This is a genomic window from Stenotrophomonas sp. TWI587, assembly GCF_039674145.1.
In the GTDB taxonomy this organism is placed as follows: Bacteria; Pseudomonadota; Gammaproteobacteria; order Xanthomonadales; family Xanthomonadaceae; genus Stenotrophomonas; species Stenotrophomonas maltophilia_AY.
In genome coordinates this window covers 664108-685024 of record NZ_JBDJMW010000001.1, presented here as the reverse complement: position 1 = coordinate 685024, position 20917 = coordinate 664108, and the positions used below count along the sequence as shown (strand labels likewise).

At 59.0% G+C, this 20917-nt stretch carries 9 protein-coding genes and 1 pseudogene; 9 read left to right on the top strand and 1 reads right to left on the bottom strand.

All coding sequences use genetic code 11. The features are described 5' to 3' along the window. Positions 1 to 822: 822 nt before the first annotated feature. From ABE464_RS03050 to ABE464_RS03010, 9 genes and pseudogenes are all read left to right on the top strand, one after another. Positions 823 to 1281: pseudogene (locus ABE464_RS03050) on the top strand (tyrosine-type recombinase/integrase); the annotation flags it as partial. Between the two features lie 146 nt (positions 1282 to 1427). Next, positions 1428 to 4412, top strand: a complete 2985-nt coding sequence (locus ABE464_RS03045; protein ID WP_346470664.1) for a TrlF family AAA-like ATPase — start codon at positions 1428 to 1430, stop codon at positions 4410 to 4412. Between the two features lie 621 nt (positions 4413 to 5033). Further along, the gene (locus tag ABE464_RS03040) at positions 5034 to 8756 is read left to right on the top strand and encodes a hypothetical protein (RefSeq protein WP_346470663.1); all 3723 of its coding nucleotides are present in this window, start codon (positions 5034 to 5036) and stop codon (positions 8754 to 8756) included. A gap of 992 nt (positions 8757 to 9748) precedes the next feature. Further along, positions 9749 to 10771 carry a phospholipase D-like domain-containing protein gene (locus ABE464_RS03035; RefSeq protein ID WP_346470662.1) on the top strand — a complete coding sequence of 341 codons (1023 nt, stop codon included), beginning with the start codon at positions 9749 to 9751 and terminating at the stop codon, positions 10769 to 10771. Positions 10772 to 10872: 101 nt separating this feature from the next. Next, positions 10873 to 11790: a hypothetical protein gene (locus ABE464_RS03030; protein ID WP_346470661.1), complete on the top strand. Its 918-nt coding sequence runs from the start codon at positions 10873 to 10875 to the stop codon at positions 11788 to 11790. A gap of 11 nt (positions 11791 to 11801) precedes the next feature. After that, positions 11802 to 12929: a hypothetical protein gene (locus ABE464_RS03025; protein ID WP_346470660.1), complete on the top strand. Its 1128-nt coding sequence runs from the start codon at positions 11802 to 11804 to the stop codon at positions 12927 to 12929. A 461-nt stretch (positions 12930 to 13390) separates the two neighbouring features. After that, positions 13391 to 14713: a DUF6361 family protein gene (locus ABE464_RS03020; RefSeq protein ID WP_346470659.1), complete on the top strand. Its 1323-nt coding sequence runs from the start codon at positions 13391 to 13393 to the stop codon at positions 14711 to 14713. Then, the gene (locus ABE464_RS03015; RefSeq protein WP_346470658.1) at positions 14713 to 16506 is read left to right on the top strand and encodes a hypothetical protein; all 1794 of its coding nucleotides are present in this window, start codon (positions 14713 to 14715) and stop codon (positions 16504 to 16506) included. Before ABE464_RS03020 ends, ABE464_RS03015 begins: the two co-directional genes overlap by 1 nt. Continuing rightward, complete coding sequence (locus tag ABE464_RS03010) at positions 16503 to 19634, top strand: helicase-related protein (protein ID WP_346470657.1); 3132 nt, start codon at positions 16503 to 16505, stop codon at positions 19632 to 19634. Before ABE464_RS03015 ends, ABE464_RS03010 begins: the two co-directional genes overlap by 4 nt. Positions 19635 to 19859: 225 nt before the next feature. On the opposite strand, the gene ABE464_RS03005 is transcribed toward ABE464_RS03010, so the two are convergent. Then, positions 19860 to 20843, bottom strand: coding sequence for a LacI family DNA-binding transcriptional regulator (locus tag ABE464_RS03005; protein WP_346470656.1), 984 nt, complete (start codon positions 20841 to 20843; stop codon positions 19860 to 19862). Positions 20844 to 20917: the final 74 nt, after the last annotated feature.

Below are 20917 nucleotides of genomic sequence, written 5' to 3'. Positions count from 1 at the left end.
TAGCCGGAATCACCGGGATTCCACTGGCTCAGGTGCTGGGGGTGGTGGGCGAAGCGCGAGCGATCAGCCGTGAAGAGAAGGCTGTCTGGCGAAAGCTGGCCGCGACTGCAATGCTGGTGGCCATAAGCGCGGGAATGAGCGTCACGCCTACTGCCGCAAGGGCTTCCGGATTTGAGCAAGGCCCGGTTTGTATATTATGTAAGAACGCAGTTCGGTGGACGAGCGGTCACTGTCGGTGTCGGTGTTCCTAATTGATGTCCTTTTGTTCCTAGATCGTGCCCCCTATTGAATTCAAAGGCTTTTTTCTACCCAAAACGCCAGTCGGGACATCAACTAGGAGCAAATCATCGTCAATAGTGATCCTAATTGATGTCCCGAGAGGGGCTCTGGCCGCGCCAGTGTTCCTAATTCGTGTCCTTCGGTGAGCTCTTCTTAGCTCTCTGCTTGGAGCTTGTCCTCCGTGGGCGAGCGGTCACCTGGGTTCTCCTAAGCGCAGCCTCTAGATCCGCCGGCAAGTTCTGGAGCTTGGCCAGCTGCTCTTCTAGAGCTGCACATCGGCCCCGCTGATTGTCCGCCGTTTGTACTGCCGCCGCAGTGGCTGTGCGTGCCTTTTCTAGGTTACCGCGCATCTCTGCTTCAATCGACGCATGTCTTTTCAGTGCGCTGGCTAGCTGCGCCTGCAACACCTTGCTCTCTTGTCTAGCGCGATCAAGATCACCCAATGCGCGGCTCTCGACAGATCTGACGTGCTCAGCCAGGCTCTCGCGCTCAGATCTCGCTGATTTTTCAGCATCTTGGAGCCTGTCGTAGAGCGCCTGGCGTATCGCGGCCGCGGATATGCGCGACCTGCGCAAGGTCGGCGAGGACGGCTATATCTATCGGCTGGAGTATTCCAAGACTCAGCAAGCGGGCGTGACACCGGATTCGACCCCGGACAAACCGATTTTGGGGCGCAGCGCTGAAGCACTGGCGGCCTGGCTAGAAGCGGCGGGGATCCATGATGGGGCGATCTTCCGGCGCATCTGGAAGAATCGGGTTGGGCCTGCCCTCCTCCCCGGCTCGGTGGCCACTGTTGTGAAGCGTCGGGCCACCCTGGCTGGACTGGAGGGCGATTTTGGGGCACATAGCCTAAGGTCAGGGTTTGTTACCGAGGCAGGCAAACAAGGGGTCCCCTTGCCTGCGGTCATGGCGATGACGGAGCATCGCTCCGTGGCGAGTGTGATTGGGTACTTCCAGGCCGGAGCAGCGGAAGACAACCCTGCTGCTCGTCTGCTGAAGTGACCTGAGCTCGTCTGCAAACGGCCAAGACTGGACGATTGAATTGGCGGTCTAAGTAGCCATCCATGCTCACGAGAAAGGCCCCAACAATCGGTCGGCTTCAACCTGCACAATGGTAAGCCAAATCTGACCACAGCCCTCCGACGCCCGTGAAGACTCAATTCGATATACAAAGCAAACGAGGCTCCATCTGGCATCGCTGGGACCCTCACATCCACACACCCGGCACTGCTCTGAACGACCAGTACGGGGGTCCAGATCCTTGGGCCGCATTCTTGGACGCTATCGAGGCGTCGAACCCGCCAATTCGCGCAATAGGTGTCACCGACTATTTCGGTATCGAACGCTATGAGAAGGTCGTTGACGAAAAGCGTCTTGGACGCTTACCTGGCGTAGGCCTGATATTTCCCAACGTCGAACTGCGGCTTGGCATCGAAACTACGAAGGCATCGGCGGTCAACATCCACCTGCTCTTTTCTCCACATGATGCCGACCACGTACATCGGATCAAGCGCTTTCTGCTGGAGTTCGAGTTCTCTTATCTGGGCGAGTCCTACCGCTGTCAACGCAGCGACTTGATCCGCTTGGGTCGCGCCCACAAACCAGGCCTGACAGACGACGAGGCAGCCCGGTCCGAAGGTGCCAACCAGTTCAAAGTGAACTTCGACCAGCTCAAGCAGGCTTGGTCAAAAAACGAGTGGATCAAGAAGAATGCCCTGATCGCTGTCGCCGGCGGAGAGAAGGACGGAACCTCGGGTCTGCGCGACGCAACCGCTTCTTTCGCGGCGCAGCGCAAGAACCTCGAGGGTCTTGCGCACATCATCTTCAGCTCCAATCCCAAGCAGATCCGCTTCTGGCTGGGCAAGGAGTCGGCCACCGTCGCGGAACTTGAGAGCCAGTACAACGGATGCAAGCCTTGCCTGCACGGGTCGGATGCGCATTCGATCGCCAAGGCCGGGCAGCCTGACGGTGACCGCCGCTGCTGGATCAAGGGCGATCTGATGTTCGATTCGCTACGCCAGGCCTGCATCGAACCCGAAGAGCGTGTTTCCATCGGCGCCGAGCCACCGCGAGGCGCGTTAGGCAGCCACACCATCAACTCGCTGTCGGTGACGAACGCGCCCTGGATCGCGAATGGTGCCGTTGAGCTGAACGCGGGACTGGTTGCCGTTATCGGCGCACGGGGCTCGGGGAAAACCGCCTTGGCAGATATGATTGCGGCAGGAGGCCTTGCGCTCTCCCCTCATTTGAACGAGCGGTCCTTCATCCTCCGCGCGAAACAGCACCTCTCTGACAGCAAAGCCGAATTGCAATGGGCATCTGGCGAAACGACTGGTAATGAGCTCTCCCAGACTGACATGGAGGACTTCCTAGCCAACCCTTACGTCCAGTACCTGTCACAGCAGTTCGTTGACCAGCTCTGCTCGGCGGAAGGCTTGAACGATGCGTTGGTCACCGAAATCGAGCGTGTGATTTTCAATGCCCATCCTCTCAACAAACGTGAAGGCGCCGACTCTTTCCAGGAGTTGCTGGGCCTTCGGCTGGAAACTTCGCGCCAGAAGCGTGAACGCCAGCAACAGGCTCTGACCAGGGCTTCCGCCGACCTCACCGACGAACGTGTCAAGAAGGACGGCCTGAAGTCGCTTGAGAAGGACCGGGACGAGAAAAAGCATGCGATCGAAAAGGACAAAACCGACCGCAAGTCACTGGTTGCCAAGGGCAACGAAGACCGCGCAAGGCGCCATGAGCAGGTTTCGCTCGCGGTCGATCGGAAGCGACAACTGGTAGACGAAGCCAAGCGCCGACACCAAGCCCTACTTCACTTGCAAGACGACGTGCGCGACTTCCGCACCCGCCAGGCGCCATCTCTACTCGCCGATATGAAGCAAGAACGTGAGCATGCCGGCCTCAGTGCCACTGACTGGGAAGCCTTCAGGCTCGACTATGCCGGCCCGGTTGACACGTTGTTGACCGAGCGCATCAAACAGGCAGGCCTGTCTGTTGCTGCGCTGCAAAGCCCCGCGGAAACCGATCCGGTGGCTCAGGCCAATCCCGACTCGGCCGTCGCGCTGATCCCCGTGGACGTTAACCTCGCTGATCAATCGCTCTCACTCCTTGAGCGGGAGCTCGCTCGCCTGGGCACCCTGGTCGGTGTAGACGCGCAAAACGCCAAACGCTTCACTACCCTTTCGGACAAGATCACCAAGGCCGAGGCCGGGCTGACCAAGGTTCTCCAGCAGATCGCGCGCATTCAAGGGGCAGACGAGCGCATCCGCGCCTTGGTCGATGCGCGCCGCGGAGCCTATACCGCCATCTTCGAAGCCATCGTTGAGGAGGAGCAGGAACTTGCCGATCTCTACGCGCCCATCAAGGCGCGCATCGATAGGGCGGCAGGCTCCTTGTCGAAATTGTCTTTCTCGGTGCGTCGAAATGTAGACGTGGCACGATGGGCCGCCAAGGGTGAGGATCTACTGGATTTGCGGACCAGCGGTCCGTTTAAGGGGCGCGGTGAGTTGCTGCGGTCGGCGCGCGCCGCGCTAATGGCGACGTGGGCGACCGGTGACTCTTCGCAGGCTGCCGCGGCCTTGCTCGATTTCGTTAAGGCCAATGAGGCGGCGCTCCGGTCCCACAAGCCGGAGAACGCCGAATTCCGCGTTTGGGCCCGCAACATCTCGGACTGGTTGTACGGCACCGATCACATCACTGTTGGCTACGGCTTGCAGTATGACGGCGTAGATATCGAGCAATTGTCGCCTGGTACGCGCGGCATCGTCTTGCTGCTGCTCTATTTGGCCATAGATGCGGAAGATGACCGGCCACTGATCATTGATCAGCCCGAAGAGAACCTGGACCCTCAATCCATCTACCAAGAGCTGGTGCATCGCTTCCGCGACGCAAAGAAGCGGCGTCAGATCGTGATTGTGACGCACAACGCCAATTTGGTGGTGAACACCGATGCGGACCAAGTGATTGTGGCGCAGTGCGGACCACACAGGCCGGGCCAGTTGCCGCGCATTACGTACGAGAGCGGCAGTCTTGAGAACCCAGTTATTCGTCAGCACGTGTGCGACATCCTCGAAGGCGGAGAGCGTGCCTTCAAGGAGCGCGCCAAGCGCTTGCGAGTGAACATTTGATCTGCGACCAGAAGCGGAGAACTGGCGCAGAGGTGTCAGAGTGCCCTCTGCAGCGCAATGCGGCGTGTCCGCTTCGGCTCGATGGCTGTCCCTGCCCTACCCCCGATGCATCTTCCAATTCGCACTCCTGCTCGGCGCCATTTTGGGACTATTGAGACGGGCCCTTGCCGCTCCATCAATGGACCGCTCACCGACTCCGCCGATCCAAGCAGGCGGCGTACCTAGAACTTGTGTGGGGGGTGCTCCATCGCGGGGTCAGGCGAGTAACCATGGCTTGTTCATTACCCGCTTGCTCACGCTTACAGTCGTTAATCGCTCAACTGCAGTAGGACAAGCGATCAAAGCAAATTCGTCGCCGAACTTACGGCAGGTGGCAACTTCCCCCGCAGAACGCTGCCCAAGCGCCGCCTGTATGATTATCGTGTGAGGTTGGGCTGCACCCCCTGCCTGCCCATCTGCTGCGGCTGGATGGCGGGCCGCCGAAAGCGCTATCCGTCAGGCAATAGCGCAGATGGCCGACCGTAGGCAACCGCCTTCTAAGGCGCGGGTCACTGTTACAGGCGCTCGCGCTGCGCTAGTCTTCACGCCGTAGGTATCGCCACCAACTTTGGACAGGAAGTCATGAATAGCGGTGGTTATCACAGCCCAGCCCCGGCGGTCACAAAAGAAAAACCAGGCGCGGCCCTCGAAGACGCCGCAACGGCGGCTGATCTTTCCCAAGGACAGCCCAGTCGACAAGGGGATCTCCTTGGGCTTTCAGTTTTAACGCCGGCGTATAGCCAGGCGGACCATGAGATCTACGTGCGCGAGATTCAGCACGCACTGGACGGGAATGATGTCCGGAACATCGCCCTTTCGGGCAACTACGGGGTCGGCAAGAGCAGCATCCTCAGGCAGGTTGTTGTGCAAAACGCAGGGAACATCGTAGAGATTTCGCTTTCCGCGCTCTCGCCTGCAGTTCCGCAGTCTGGAACGACGGGCGACGCCTTCAGCACGACGAACCAAATCCAGCAAGAGATCGTTAAACAGCTTCTCTATCGCGAAAAGCCAAGCAAGACCCCCGGGTCCAGGTTTAGGAGAATCCAGCGTTTCCAGCGCTCTCGCGAAGCAATGGGCGCATTGGTAGCGGGTTTCGTCATTTCCCTCGGATTTCTGCTCGTCGATTGGTCGCAGAAGATCGGTTCCGGGCTTGGGATTATGTCCTGGGGACCTTTGCTTCACCTCGCAATCTTTGCCACTGCTGCCGCACTGACCTACCTTGTCCGGTCGCTAGCTTATGGCCGACTCAGCATCAAGCAGCTTTCGGCCGGCCCGGCTACGGTCACTTTGGACGAACAGTCCCGCTCCTACTTTGATCAATACCTGGACGAAATATTTTACTTTTTTGAGACCTCGGGTCTCAACGTCGTGGTTTTCGAGGACATTGACAGATTCGATGACCATCGGATTTTTGAGACTCTGAGGGCGCTCAATACGTTGTTGAACGCACCCTCCGGCGGACGCCCTATCCGCTTCATCTACGCAATGAAGGACAGTATCTTCGAACGTCTTGGCGAAATCACCACTGGCGAGAAGTCTGCGCCAGAGGATCCGGAGTCGGCGCGGTCGCACTCTGAAAGTCAAAGGGCCAACAGGACAAAGTTCTTTGATCTAGTCATTCCGGTTGTGCCATTCATTACGCATCACAATGCCAAGAATGTGGTGTCCGGGCTCATGTCCGGGCACGATTTCAGCGTATCCAGCGATCTAATAGACCTGGTGAGCCGGCACGTTCCTGATATGCGCTTCCTGAAGAACGCTCGCAACGAGTTCTTGGTGTTTCGCAATCGAATCCGCTCTGGGGCGGGATCCGAGCTACGAATTACCGATACTGAGCTCTTTGCGATGATGTTGTATAAGGGCACGCATCTTGCCGATTTTGAGAACATTCGTCTCGGTGACAGTGCGCTAGATAAGCTGTACAGGACGGCGCGAGAACTGGTCTCCGATGGGATGCACGCAATTGGAGAAGCATCAGCAGCAGCCACAAAGCAAATATCTGCAATTGACAGCATCTCTCGTCGAAGTGTAGCTCTAGGTCAGGCCCTACGGAGCCATGCCAAGCGTGTCGCCCGTGCAGCCTCGTTGCCTGAGGGTGATATACGGTTTGTGGCGCATGATGGCTTTGTTCCGGCTGATGATATCGAGAAGCCTGCGTTCTGGCAGTCGTTCTTTGACCAGCCTGACGGCCCAGACATCGAGGCATACATCTACATCGGTCGGTCTCACCAGAACACTCTCAAATTTAGCAGATCGGATCTCGATGCTTCTATTGGGCCTTTTACGGTGGATGACTGGAAAGATAGCGATCGCCAGGCCATTTCTGCTCAGTTGGCCAGACTTGCCAGCGCGGCGCGGTTCTTGCGCGGGGCTGACGTCCAGGACTTGATCAAGCGGCAAGACATTGCACCTTACTTGGCAACGGGTGGGCTGACGGTGGCGAGGTTCGTGCGTGATGTGCTCCCATCCGTTCTGGCATATGAGCTGGTCCGGGATGGGCACATCAATCGAAATTTTGCTCTGTGCACCGCCATCTTCCATGGCACGCGTGTCACCTCGGCTGCTACGAACTTCCTGATGCATCATGTGCAGCGCGGCAAGCCTGACATCTACTTCGAGCTGTCAGCCGACGACATTGAATCGGTCATTCGCGAAGCGGGCGAATCCCTGCTATCCGACCCTGCGCTGTACAATATTTGCGTGCTGGATCATCTCCTCGGCGACCAGGGCAACCTCGAGAACACCCGCCGCATGATCGGCGCGCTGGTGGCCATGGGCGAGTTGGAGGCGAACTTCCTTGCGGCCTATCTAAGCAATGGAACCCAACAGATTGCCCTTGCCCGAGAACTGTCACCGCTGTACAGGGACGTGTTTTCATTCTTCGTGAGCAGCTCACAGATCGATGACGCGTTGCGGGCGGAACTTGTTGGTGCAGCGCTGACGTCTTTGAATGATGGAATCGATTACAAGACCGATGCCGCCGTGCGGCAGTACTTGTCTACCGCCTATTCCAGCATTCCATCACTTACCGGCGGCTCTGTTGGTGCCAATGAAGCACGCCGGATTGCCTGGCTTTTCTCCAAGGCTCAGGCCAGGGTGGAGTTTCTCGATAAGCTGTCCGTTGAGCTCATTGAGGCCTTCACGGCACGTAGCTTGTATCTGATCAATCACGCAAACCTTGTGACTGCCAATGGAGGGCGCGCCGACATTTCGTTAGATACGCTGGAAGCAGCCAATCCAAGCATCTTCAAATACGTTCTTGAGAACTTGCCTATCTACTTGACGCAGCTTCAGCGCGGGGAGTATAGCGTCACCTCTGCTGCTTCGTTCCCTCGAATGCTTCTCGCGGCGGGTAATTGGGACGAAAAAGTAGTGCGTCATTTGGTCCGGTCGGCCTCGCCTAATTGCTTCGTGGATGATCTTGAATTAGCACCGGCCAGCTGCTTCCCGGTGCTGGCAGGCGAATTGCGGTGCCCGGCTACGCTGGTTAACGTTTTGACCTATCTGGACCATTACGAAGCGGTCGACCAAAGTTTGGCGCATCTCTTGAAAAATGTCGGCAGCATTTTTGTTCCGCCCGAGTCTGAATGGGAGGATACCTCCCGAGCGGCTTTGGCCATATTGAGGGCGCAGGACGTTTTGTCGCCCGAGCTACGCGCAGAGATCGTTAGCAAGATGGATGTGAGGCTCAGCACTGCCGACGTGCCAATTGAGAACGGAGTGTTGATTTCGTTGCTCGTGCGGGACGAGGTTGTTGAAGACGACGAGTCCTTGTATGTGCGTCTATCTGAGGCAAATTGGCCTACGCGTGAGTGCTTTATTGCCCAGTCGGTGAGGTTCCCTAAATACATGAGTGCCGAACTTCTTAATGAAGACCTCTACAACTTGGTGCGAAGCGGTCTTGTGCCTCAGCAGGTGAAGGTCGCCATCGTCACCAGGGCGGAGGAATTCGCCGAAACCTCGTCGGTAGAAGGTCTCAGTGCATTGGGTCACTTTGCAGCCGCCAACTCAGTGGTTCTGCCGTTGAATGTAGTGCTGAGGCTTGCGCACGTCCTACGGCCCCCAGAGACCTTCGTCAAACTGATGGAGCCTCACCTCTCGGTAATGACCTCTGCTCAGATGGTCGAGGCTCTTGGTCGCCTAGGCAAGCCTTACAGTGATCTATCAGCCGTTGGAGCCAAAAAGCCCTTGGTGCCGAACACACCTCCGGTAGTGGCGCTACTCGGCAGGTTGTATCAGCTGAAAATCGTAAGCAGCTGGACGGAGGTGAGAGACGGTTTTCGCGTTCACAAGAAACGAGGATGATGCGAAGGGGCGCTCACCGTGTAGCTCTTTCGGTGACACCAACCGCCCCCCAGTACATCCGTCACCGACGCCGCTGCGTGTAGACCCGGCAGGCGGTGTGGCAAGAATGTATGTTCGGTCAAACTATCAGTACGATGGGTAAAAAATGCTGCAGGGTGGACCAGCAGCCGAGCTCGGTGCGCCGCGCGGCCAGCCAAGCCTTCTGATCGGCTGAATCTGCTCGATGCCCACTACGCCCATCGTCGCGATGTAGCTCCCGACGTATGGGCGACGGGGGCCTGGCCAAGTGAACTCGCTACGGCGCGCATGGACTCACCGACAGCCACACTCCCGGAGATTTATGCGCTCTGATCGTCGGCGCGGAGCTGGCAGGATGCCTCCGAACTTTGGCAGTACCGCGCGAGCCGAGCCGTGGTTACGGTCAAATATAGCTGCAATTTGACGAAGCGATTCGCCTCGTCGCAACCGGTTCCACATCAGAGCCCTCTCGGCGTCGCTATAGCAGATCCCGCGCCTGCGCTCCATTCGCAACAGTCCTGCTGCCGGTATTTAGTCTTCAGTGTGTTGCGTCGACAGGTTGAATTCATGGCCAAAAGCGGAATTTCCACCGTACCCTTGACAAATCTTCCTAATCTACTACCCCGCCCAACGTTCGCTCTCGGCAGGTCTTCGATCACAAGACAAAGCTCTCTCAGCTTATGCTGCTCCTATCTCAAGGCTTTGATGCTGTGTGTTAGAGGGGGCATACCCCACCAATCACGTTCACGGCAGAATGCCGGAACAAGAGACAATTAACGCGTCCACTTCGATCTGTGGTAGGCGTATTCGGAGGCCCGTCCTCTCAGCCGCCGAACGCGTCAGTGCTAGCGGAGGCCTGGCGGGAGGATCAATGGGGCTGCGACACTCCGGTAGTTGCTCTCGATACTAACAGTTTGCATCGGATCCAACCTGAAGATACATACTGCCAGCCACTAGTCGTCTTATTAGAACCTATGCCAAGCGCCTGCCTTATCTTCAATGGACACAGTGGAACCACGTACCTGCAGGCCCTGCAGGGCATCCATGGCCGTGAACTGACGATCGCATCTGCGTTCGGCGTCTCGCATCAGCAAATCGATCTGCTGAGGGCGCTCGCCCGGCAGAATCGCAAAGTCACCTTCATCGTCGGTACCCAGAGCGGCTTCACATCACCGGATTTCATAGAAGCGGGGCGCAAGCTAGCACTGCAGCTGCCGACGCTGGACTTCATTGTCGACTTCCGTATCAGTGACAGCCTCCATCACAAGTGGGCGCTGGCATCCCCCTGTACCGTGATTATCGGCAGTTCCAACTTCACCCAGAAGGGACTGGACGGGGCCTGCGACCTGATGGCCGAGTTGAACGACAAGTCGCTGTACCGTCGCATCCAGGCGGAACTAACTCGGATTCGTCGCATCAACGGCGTGTTCGCCGCCAGTGACGCCGAGTTCGCAGCGGCGCAGAAGCGCTACAAGGTCGTAGCTGAGGAACTTTCGGATATTGAACTGAAGAAGGTCGCCGTGAAGTCAAAGGCTAATCCATACGCGACCTCTACCGAACTGCCAAGTCTTACCGAATGGCTCAATAGTGATGCCGCTGCGTCACTTCGAATCTTCGGGTATGAGCGCCACCTGGACAGGGAAGAGAGGCGTGCGGCGGCGAAGTTCAGGAGGGAGGCTTTGAGCCACGGGGTCACATTGAAGGGGGCCACAGCTTACTGTCCTACTCGCGTCTTCAAAGGCCCCTTCCTAGATGTTGATGGCACCCAACCGGGGCATCGCACCGTTCATCCCGCTGAAGTCGTGATCGCCAACAAGGTTGATGGCATCGGTTTGGTTCTCGCACGCCGTTTACCTTGGAAACACTTCGGTTTCAAGATGAGCTCCACCGAAGCAAGGCTTATTGCCGCCGTCGCGGTGAAAAAGTGCGAGGGCCGGCTATCAGTGAGCACTATGCGCAAGGCGCTCAAACCGCTCACTGACGGCGACGTATCCTGAGCGCCAGCGCCCTCCTCCCTCGCTAAAGACTACTAGAGCGCAGCCGATAAGTAGGCACCGGCAGGTGTTTCAGTGTCGCTTACAACAAGGAAGCCAAGGGAATGGAAATACCAGAGAACTATCGCCTAAAGGCTTTGGTGGATGTAACCAGGCCGGGTCAAATCAGTACGCTATATAGGCCGCGGCTGAAAGGCCAGAACGAGACGATCGCCAGCTGCGAACTATCTTCGGAGCATGTCCGGGCCCTGGTCGAGCGGCTCGCCGGAACTTCAATACCGGGCGATTTGGAGTACTTCTTTGAGGATGATTCCCCTCACGTTATCGCCAGCTATCCATTCCACAGTTTCTGGGAAAGCATTAACAACTTGGCGTGGATCGCCCAGTATACAAAGGAGTACTCTTTAGCACTGGGTCAGACGCTTAACAGCGGCCTTCAGATTGAGAACTTGAAACTCCCGCATTTCGTTCGCCTGCAGCTACCGATCTTCAATGACGAAAGCGCGCTTGCTACGGTACAGGCCCTGCCGAATGGACCAACGTCAGCATCGTTCCAATGTCGGGCAGACATCATCGCACACGCCACACATATCGAGGGCATGCTCCACAGGATTATTACCGACGGCGGTGCAGCCAAAGCCAGCGCGGCAACGGAGTTGAGCTTCAACGACAAGATCGAACTATGCAAAGACAGCAGGCTTGTCCCGACGGATCTCCTGCACATCGTTCGGACGCTGAAGAACATGCGCAACCAAGCGACACACCATTTCTCTTTCAGAACCAGTGACTCCGATAGGACAATTTTGGTCGTCAATCCGGTCAACGAAAAGATGATGATGCTGATCGATAAATTCGTAACTTCCTGTGAGGCCCGATACGCCCTCGGCCCAGCCAGGATTCGCCGCTTCCATCGTTCCGTCGGCTGTTTGGCGGACGAACTGAACAAGAAGGCCGGCCTCACGCGGCACGTTACTCTCGGCAAGCAGTACCCGGCTGCGCTGGCAGCATATTTCTACGGTTGATGGGAGCAAGCATGCACGCAACGAATCTTGGGGCATCCGCTCCCATCGCGCAGATCACGCGCGATGAATTCCTCAGCCGGTATTGCAGGAAAGACGACGACGGCGACCCCCGCCAGCGATATGCCGAGCCGTTCCGCAATCTTCACGACCTGGCGAAGCGAAACGGCGCTACGTCGATTGTGGTCGGCGGATCGTTCGCCGATGAGAGCACTCCCGATCCGCGGGACATCGACATGCTGATCTTCTTCAGGAATTCTGCAAGCATCCAGAGGGTGTCCGAGGCACTGTTCTATACAGATGTCCGCTTCGATATCCAGTTCCTTGCCGAATCGCAGAAGGATCTGGCCAGTGCGTTCTTGTACCTGTTGGGCCGGTCCAAGGCAGGGGTGCGCGCGAATCTGGTCCACATCAAATTGGACCCTGGGGTGAGCGATCTGCATGTTCCGCTGCACGCGCCTTCACTGGTGGAACCGGCGCTGCAGTCTTATATGAACAGAGTGCAGATCAATGTAGAGCGCAGGAAGGGGCTAATCATCCCGATCCACGGGATCAGGACTCATGCGCCATGGTTGCACTTTTTCTCTCTGATGGCGACGCATACGGGTTGGGGATTCGCCCCTTTTGTGTATGGCCGTGAATCCGTGACAACGCTGGTGAATCCATGGCGGCTAGACCACCTTGTGCAGGAGTTCCGCCTTTGGCTCAACGAAGTGCGCATTGTCCATCGGGGTCCGATCTGCATCTTCGCCCACTCGCTGGGGAGCTACGTGTTCGCCCGCTACCTGAGGGACATGGGGGGGCTCAACGAGCGCTTCTGCGGCGTCATCTTTACCGGCTCCATTGTTGATCGTAAATTCGATTGGCCCGGCCTAATCGGTCAAGGAAAGGTCACAGCCATGCTGAACACGTTCTCCTCGAACGATGCCTGGGTCCGCGTGATGCCATCCGTATACGGGTATGGGCGTGCGGGCGCCAGAGGATTTGTCGGTAGGCACCCACGTCTGCGCCAGGTCGAGGTATCACTCCTCGGCCACACCAACATGTTCGCGCGTGACCTGATCAGCAGCACATGGATGCCGTTCTTCGAAGAGACTCTCGCCATGTACGACAACGATCCTTCCGTGTGTTTCATGCCTTGAGGAAAGAGGCTTGGCACTAAACCCTTTCCCCAATCCAAGGGTGAAGCCCCTGCGTTGCCGTTGGTGTCCAAGCTGATCGCATGGAGCACGGAGAATTCCCGCTTCGACCTTAAGCCGCTACCCTACCCTCGATAAACATCCCTTATCTTCCTGCTGGCTTGGCACGGGCGCGAATTCGAAAAGGTATGGGCCAGAAGAGCTTTCTACCGAATCTAACTGTCAATGTTGATGTACCTCATACGCCGCATACCCAAAACGAGCCTCGCATCCCTACCCCAGCATCTGCGCTCGGCAGGCTTTATCCGCACACTACCTAGCGCGCAGCATAGAGAAGCTTCCCGTGTCCCCGAAGGGAGACAGCGCGCCGTCCTGATAGCGAAGAAAGGGAGGCACCGCAGATTCCCTGAGCTCATGGATGACGGTTCACGTAAACTTCCGTTCAAGAACGCACGGGGGGAGCTGTGGTAAGCCAAATCGCGTGGTTGAGCTTCGATCAGACGCAGCAGCAACGAACACAGCTGTTCCTTAACGCGCTCTCCCAGCAGGGTACGGTTGACGAACTTGGGACCGGAAACATCCGCGATCTGATCTCGGACGCGCTGTTTCCAGGCCACACCGTGCTGCACACTCGGGCGAAGTACCTCCTGTTCCTGCCGCGTGACCTATCGCGACTGGCATCGAAGACCGTCGATGCCCTGGCCGAGGAAGGAAGAAGGGCCGAAGGACAGCGCATCAAATCCCTGCGCCAGCGCTACAAAGACGATGGTCTTCGCAGTCGGGGCATCATCGGCTACACCACCGGCTCGGAAACCAAGCAGCTTCCGAGCAGCAGCTACTGGGGCTTACTGCGCCAACTGGATATCTACCGCGGCACCGGTTCGCTCTGGGACTACTACCGTGCGCTGGCGACATACAACGCCGCGCACGCCCAGAAGTCGATCCTCCACTCAGAAGAGGATGCCGAGCAGCAAGCGATGTCCGGACTATGGGCCGAGTACCCCGCCGAGTCACCCAAGTACGATGGATTCACGCTGAGTCCGGATGAAGCCGAGTGGCTGAGGGAGCGGTTCCTGGCATCCGACAAAGCCCCACGCGACGAGCGATCACTCACCAGCTGGCTGCTGGACAAGGGCGGACCCGATTCCCACCGGCCGTGGGTATCGGGTCTGGCGTACGCGTGGAATCACCCGCTGGCGGATCAGTTCCCGGCACGTACCGCCGAAGCGATGTGGTTGGGTCGCGATGTTGACCAGCTGTTGTTCGGGGCGCGCATTCTCTACAACTACCTGTGTGCGCACCATCGCCCGGACATGGGAGCGGATCGCGACACGTTGTTGGACAAGTACCGGATTGCAATGGGTCAGTGGCGTGCACAGATCGAGATGGAACCGCCGAGAGCCAATCTCCTGCATGAACTGGATGCCTGGGCGCAAAGACGATTCGCGGCAATCGAGGCAGCGCCCGCCGCGCGGTTGCGGTGGCGTTCCACACTGAAGTTCGCGCAGCGATGGCAGCAACTCGTGACAACTTCTTCGGACCTTCTGACTGACGACCAAGCACACGCGCACATCGCCGAACGCGAACGAACGATCAAGCCAGGACGCGCCCGGCTGCTGGAACCCTACGAGCGATTGCGGGGCTGGGGCGGCGGCTCGGGCTACTTCCGGTTCAAGTACAACTGGTCCCCGGCAGCTCAAATCCTCTGCGACATCCATTCAGGGCTGGGCACCCCGCGTACCAAGATCATTGAAGAAGCCAATACCGCGACGAAGGAAGCTGACTGATGCTGCGCCTGAACGAGACTGCTCTTCTCCTCAACGCGCTTCAACCGCCGCAGGGGATGTCGATAGATGCTGCCCTCGGCACCTCCTTCACGCTCGATCTCACTGCGCTGTTGTCGATCCCGGTCGCGGCAAGCTTCGAACGCCAGGATGCGCACGAGCCTGCCAACCTGCTCGAGACCGTCCGTCGCTATGCCGATCGGACAATCCTGTTCTGTCAGGCCGGTGCCATCAGCGTGCCGGCCCGGTACCGAGCCGCACACACGCTCATCGAAGACACCGTGGTCGAGGTCCGCCGGCCCGAGGGCGGCCTGTTTCATCCAAAGCTGTGGGTCATTCGCTTCAAGAAGGGCGACAGCTATCTGCATCGCGTGCTCGTGATGAGTCGGAACCTGACCTTCGACCGCGCATGGGACGTCCTGGTCAGGCTTGATGAGGACCCTGATGCCGACGGGGCTGTAGACACGAGCGGACTGCTCGAACTGCTTGGAGAATTGCGCGGAATGGCCGTGCGCTCGATGACGAGCGCGCAGGAGAAGCTTCTCACCTCGATGTTGTCGAGTGTCGGCACCGCCTCGCTTGCGTTACCGGCCCCGTTCGCAAGTGGCAAGTTTGTCCCCTTCCTTCCCGGTGCCCGGTCTTGGCCATTCCGGTCCAGGTACGACGCTGCCCTGGCCGTTTCGCCGTTTCTCACCGGTGGCGCTGCAGCGCGCTTCTTCAAGCCTGGCGCAAAGCGGAAGGTGATCGCGTCGCGACAGGGTGCGCTGGATGCGCAGGCCACGGCCCTGGCATCGGTTCACGAGGTATACCGACTCAAGGATGCACTGCTGAGCGCGCAGGACGACCTTGAAGCACTGGACGGCGGTCCCGGCGCGTCCGACGACACCGGCGTCGAGGCGCCATCGCTGAAGGGGTTGCATGCCAAGTTCTACGTGCAGGATCACGGTGCTCGGGCAACCGTTTGGCTAGGGTCAGCCAACCTTACCGACGCCGCGTTCAGTACCAACGTCGATCTGCTCGTCGAGCTGACCGGTTCTGTCCAGGACGTCGGTGTCGAGTGCGTTCTCGCACAGAAGGGGCGCAAGGATGACCTCAGCTGGTTGGTTGAACCTCATGAGCTGCCTGGCGATGGCGGCGAGGTCGATCCTGAGGAGGGTATCGACTCAATGGCACAACATGCCTACGACCTCGCCTCTTCGTCGTGTGACATCCGCTGTGAGGAACACCCAGGTGGCTGGACGGCGCAGCTGACCATCACCGGCTTCAATCCTGCGTCCATGGTCAACGTATCGGCCCGGCTGCTGAGTCTCCCGAAGGCGCGCGCAATGCCGGTGCAGAACGGACCGGCCGCATGGACCAGTCTCGCAGTCGAGGAACTCACCCCATTTGTTGTCATGAACTTGTCGAGCGAAGGTGCCAGCCGCACGGTGTTGGTCAGGGCCAACATCCACGGTGATCCGGAGGATCGCCGCAAGTCTGTGCTCGCAAGAGCCATTCGCTCACGGGAAGACTTCATGCGATATCTCGCAGCGCTGCTCGGCTACGACACGGGCGGCTTCACGCGAACGGCGGGGAGCGAGCACGATCCGGGCGAATCCTGGCTCCCAGGTATTGGTGTCGACCGGATATTGGAGGATCTGCTCACCACCGCCTCCCGCAATCCAGAGCAACTCACATCACTTGGACAGACACTTGATGTTCTCGGCCGCGATCCGCAGTTCGACGCGATCGTCCCTGCCGACTTCAAACTGCTGTGGGATGCGGTCTATGCGTCCCGCAAGCGTGTGATCGCATGAGTCGTCGCGGTGCCCTTCCGGCTGAGGTGCTGAATCAAGCCACCGAGGGCCTCAAACAGTTTCAGCTCGATACCGCCGCAGCGGTGATTGACGCGATGTACGAGCGCAACCAGCGACGCTTCCTCGTCGCCGACGAAGTGGGCCTTGGCAAGACCAAGATCGCCCGGGCAACCGTCGCCGAGACGATCCGACGCCTCTGGGACGACAGGTCCGTCAAGCGCATCGACGTGATCTATATCTGCTCAAACAGCCAGATCGCCCGGCAGAATCTTCGGGACTTGAACGTACTCACGACCGAAGAGGAGCCCATCCGCACCGCCGACCGGCTGACGATGTTGCCCACCACCCTGGCCAACCTGGGGAAGGTCAATGTGGTCGCCTTTACGCCTGGCACATCCTTCCAACTCGGAGACAGTGCAGGCCGGGTCGGTGAGCGCGCAATGTTGTGGACGCTTGTCAAGGACCATGCAGTGGGCTGGGCTGAACTGCTCGCACGCGACCGAGCGCTGCAGATCTTCAGGGGGCGCGCGTCGGAAAGTCGCTTTCGGAACGAGCTCGATGCGCTTGCCGAGTTCGATCCGCCCCGTTCGGTGGTTACGAAGTTCGGCCAAAAAATACGTGCAAACAAGCTTGGGAAAGAGTTCACATTCATCTCGGATGGACGCCGAGCATACGACGACATGCGCGGGCGAAAACTGCTTGCTGACTTGCGTCGTCTGCTCGCTGAGGTCTGTATCGACCAACTGAGCCCGGACCTGGTCATCCTCGATGAGTTCCAACGCTTCAGCCATCTATTGGACGGCAAAGGCGAGGATGCCGAGCTGGCCAGCCAGCTGCTCAAGCATCCCACGGCACGCGTGCTTCTGCTGTCTGCAACCCCGTACAAGATGCTGACCAACCCCGAGGATGACGAAAGTCACTTCGAGGGATTCGGCCGCACGGTGAAGTTTTTGCTTGGCGAAGGGCGCGAGCCGGAACTGACGGAACTACGTCGCTCCCTGGGTGCGTTGCGGACAGGAATACTCGGGCATCGCGATCCAGAGCGCCTTGCATCAGCCCGCGACAAGGCCCAGTCGATACTCCGCAGTGTGATGGTCCGCACAGAGCGTTTGGCCGCAACACCGGATCGTGACGGAATGCTTGACATCAGCCCGCCCGACATCCCCTGCACCGTTACACCTGCTGATGTGGATTCTTTTGTAGCGGTCGACAAGGCAGCTCAGGCACTGGCCGACATCCCGTCGATGATTGAGTACTGGAAGTCGGCCCCGTATCTGTTTAACTTCATGGATGAGTACGCTGCAAAAAGACGCTTGCAGCAACAGCTTCCACAGAGCACAGAACTGCAAGGCGCGCTCCAGGGAAAGCACATGTTGACGTACAAGGATGTCAACCAATACCGGCACATCGATCCTCGCAACGGGCGGCTCCGCTGGCTGCTTGAAGACCTGGACGCGGCTTCCGCATTCGATGTGCTGTGGGTGCCGCCCGCGCTGCCGCAGACGCAGCTGGGCGGACGGTACGCAACGGGCGCTGCCCTTACAAAGCGATTGATTTTCTCAAGTTGGAGCGTGGTGCCGAAATCCGTTGCCGCCCTCACCTCCTATGAGTTCGAGCGCAGACACGGACGTGTTGCGTCGGGCCAGACCGAACGCCCGTCATACAACAAGGTGCGCGAAGGCTCACGCCCGTTCGACCTCACAACGCTGCGCGGAACAGCGATGGATAACTTCACCGGCTGGTTCGCCCTGCTCCTGCCATGCAAGTACCTCGCTGATATCGGAGACCCGCTCGCCGTCGCGAGTGCCCTCGGCGAAACAGTGCCACTCTCGCTCGCTGCGTTGCGCAGACACGTCACCGAGGTTCTAGAGGCGCGACTTGCGCCGCTGCTTTCGATGGCACCGCCATCGGGCGCCGGGCGCAGCATCTGGTACTCCGCCGCACAACTTTGGCTTGACCCCGACCTGGCCGAGCTCACCGCCGAGCACTGGATCGGCACCGAAAGGGACTCCCAGGCATTTCGAGAGCATTGGGCGCGTCTGGTCGAGGTTGCGGGATCGCCCGACACATGGGGCCCTTGGCCAAGCGATCTCGTACGTTGGCTCACCGACCTGGCAATCGCAGGCCCTGCCATCTGTGCACTTCGAGCGATAAGGCGGCAACGCAGCCGGTTCGACACCGATGTCACCGCTCACGCCCTGCGGGCTTCCACGGCTTCCATTGCCTGGGCGTTCACCAGCTTCTTCAACGCTGCCGAAGCGCAGGCGATTGTCGAGTCAAGCGTTCCAGTAAGGTTCGACCACTGGAAGAAGCTCCTGGTCCACTGTGCCGAAGGCGGGCTTGGCAGCGTGCTTGACGAGTGGTTCCACCTCATCCCCGACCAATGTCGGCTTAACAAGGCGTCGGACACGCCATTAAAAGATATGGCTGCATTGGCATCGGAAGTGTTGCGCCTCAACGATGGGCGAAGCTTCAGCGACTTCTATGATCGAATCCGCCGTACGGGAGAGGCCAGGTCACACGCGCTTCGATCACACTTCGCCATGCGTTACGGCCAAGCGCGTGGGGCCACTGCCGAGGGAGAGAACCCGGTTGCGGTGCGCAACGCGTTCAACTCTCCATTCCGCCCATTCGTACTGGTGTCGACCTCGGTTGGACAAGAAGGGCTGGACTTCCACTACTACGCCCACGCGATCGTCCATTGGAACCTTCCCGGCAATCCGGTCGATCTCGAACAACGCGAAGGGCGCGTCCATCGTTACAAGAACCACGCCGTGCGGAAGAACGTTGCTGCGCGCTTTGCGCACGACCCTGCGATCTTGACCTCAACCGATCCTTGGGAAGGCCTCTTTGCGTTGGCGACCGATAAAAAGAGCAGCGATGGCGGCCTACGACCCCACTGGATCTATGACGGTGAGGCACAAATCAAGCGCCTCGTTCCGATGCTCCCATTCAGCCGCGAGGTCGGGAAGCTGCAGCAGCTCGTGGAAGCTACGAGCTTGTATCGTATGACGATCGGCCAGCCGCGCCAAGCCGAGTTGATGGAAGTACTCGCTGGACTCAGCAAAGAAGAGCAAGACACACTCCGTGCGGCCGTCTCGATTGATCTCAAGCCCGGTAAAAGCTGATCTATTTGCTCCCTCCACATGACCAGAACCTGGCTAGCTGGCGAGCCACAATTCAGTCAAGAGACTACGCGCTGCAACCAGCAAGACAACATCTGCTCTCAATGCCATACCTGCGTCAATAGGGGTTCGAAGCGAAGGCTTATTCACCCCCGATAACGCCCCCTAATCTTTCCAGCTCGTTCCGGCTCCATACTCTCGTCACTCATTCCATCGCGAGAGCTCGGCTTACTTCCCCGCCGTCGATCCCCGCATCACGTATCTTCCCGTCATCACCAGTCTGCGCACCGGCAGCTCGGGGGTGCGCAGACGCTCGAGCAACAGCGACATCGCTGCTCGTCCCATCTCTTCGACCGGCTGTTCCACCACGGTGATACCCGGTTCGACCAGTTCGGTCCAACGTTCGTTGTCGAATCCTGCCAACGCCAGCGCTCCTGGAATCGTCAGTTCCGCACTGCGTGCCGCCTTCAGTGCCCCCATCAGTAGCAGGCTGTTGCTGGCGACCAGCGCGTCAGGCCGCGACGGGCTCGCCAGCCACTGGCTGGTCGTGGCGATGGCAGCTTCCGCCGTGGGCTCGACTTCCCGGTAGTCCGGCTCCAATCCGTGCGCGCGCATCGCAGAGAGATAGCCATCGCGGCGCTCGGCCGCGGTTGTGCTGGTACTGCCGAACAGACCGCCGATGCGGCGATAGCCGCGTTCGACCAGGTGTTCGACCAGCCCGGCCATCGCCGCCGGGTTATCAAGCACCACGCTGTCGATCGCCCCGCCGCGCACGGCGCGATCCACCAGCACGGTGGGATGGTCCAGCGTCAGCCGCTCCAGCCGGCCCAGCGTGGTCCGGGTCGGCGCGAAGATCAGCCCGCTGATCCGCTCTTCCTGCATCAGGTGCAGGTACAGCGCCTCACGCTCGGGGTCCTCGTCGGTGTTGCAGAGGGTGACACGCAAACCTTCGCGATAGGCGACCTCCTCCACCGCGCGGATCAGCGCCGTGAAGAACGGGTTGCGGATGTCTGCCACGATCACCCCGATGATGCCGGTATGCCGGGAACGCAGCCGCCGCGCCTGCAGGTTGGGGCGATAGCCTGTCTGGCGGATCGCCACCTCGACCCGGCCGCGCACCTCCTCGCTGACCGGGCCGCCACTCAGCGCCCGCGACACCGTGGATTTGGACACGCCTGCCACGCGCGCGACGTCATTGATGCTGATGCTCATTGGAAACGTTCCCGGAAAATGGCGCCATTTCTGGCCAATCGGCCCTGCCAAGCCATGCTAACCGCAAACGCGCA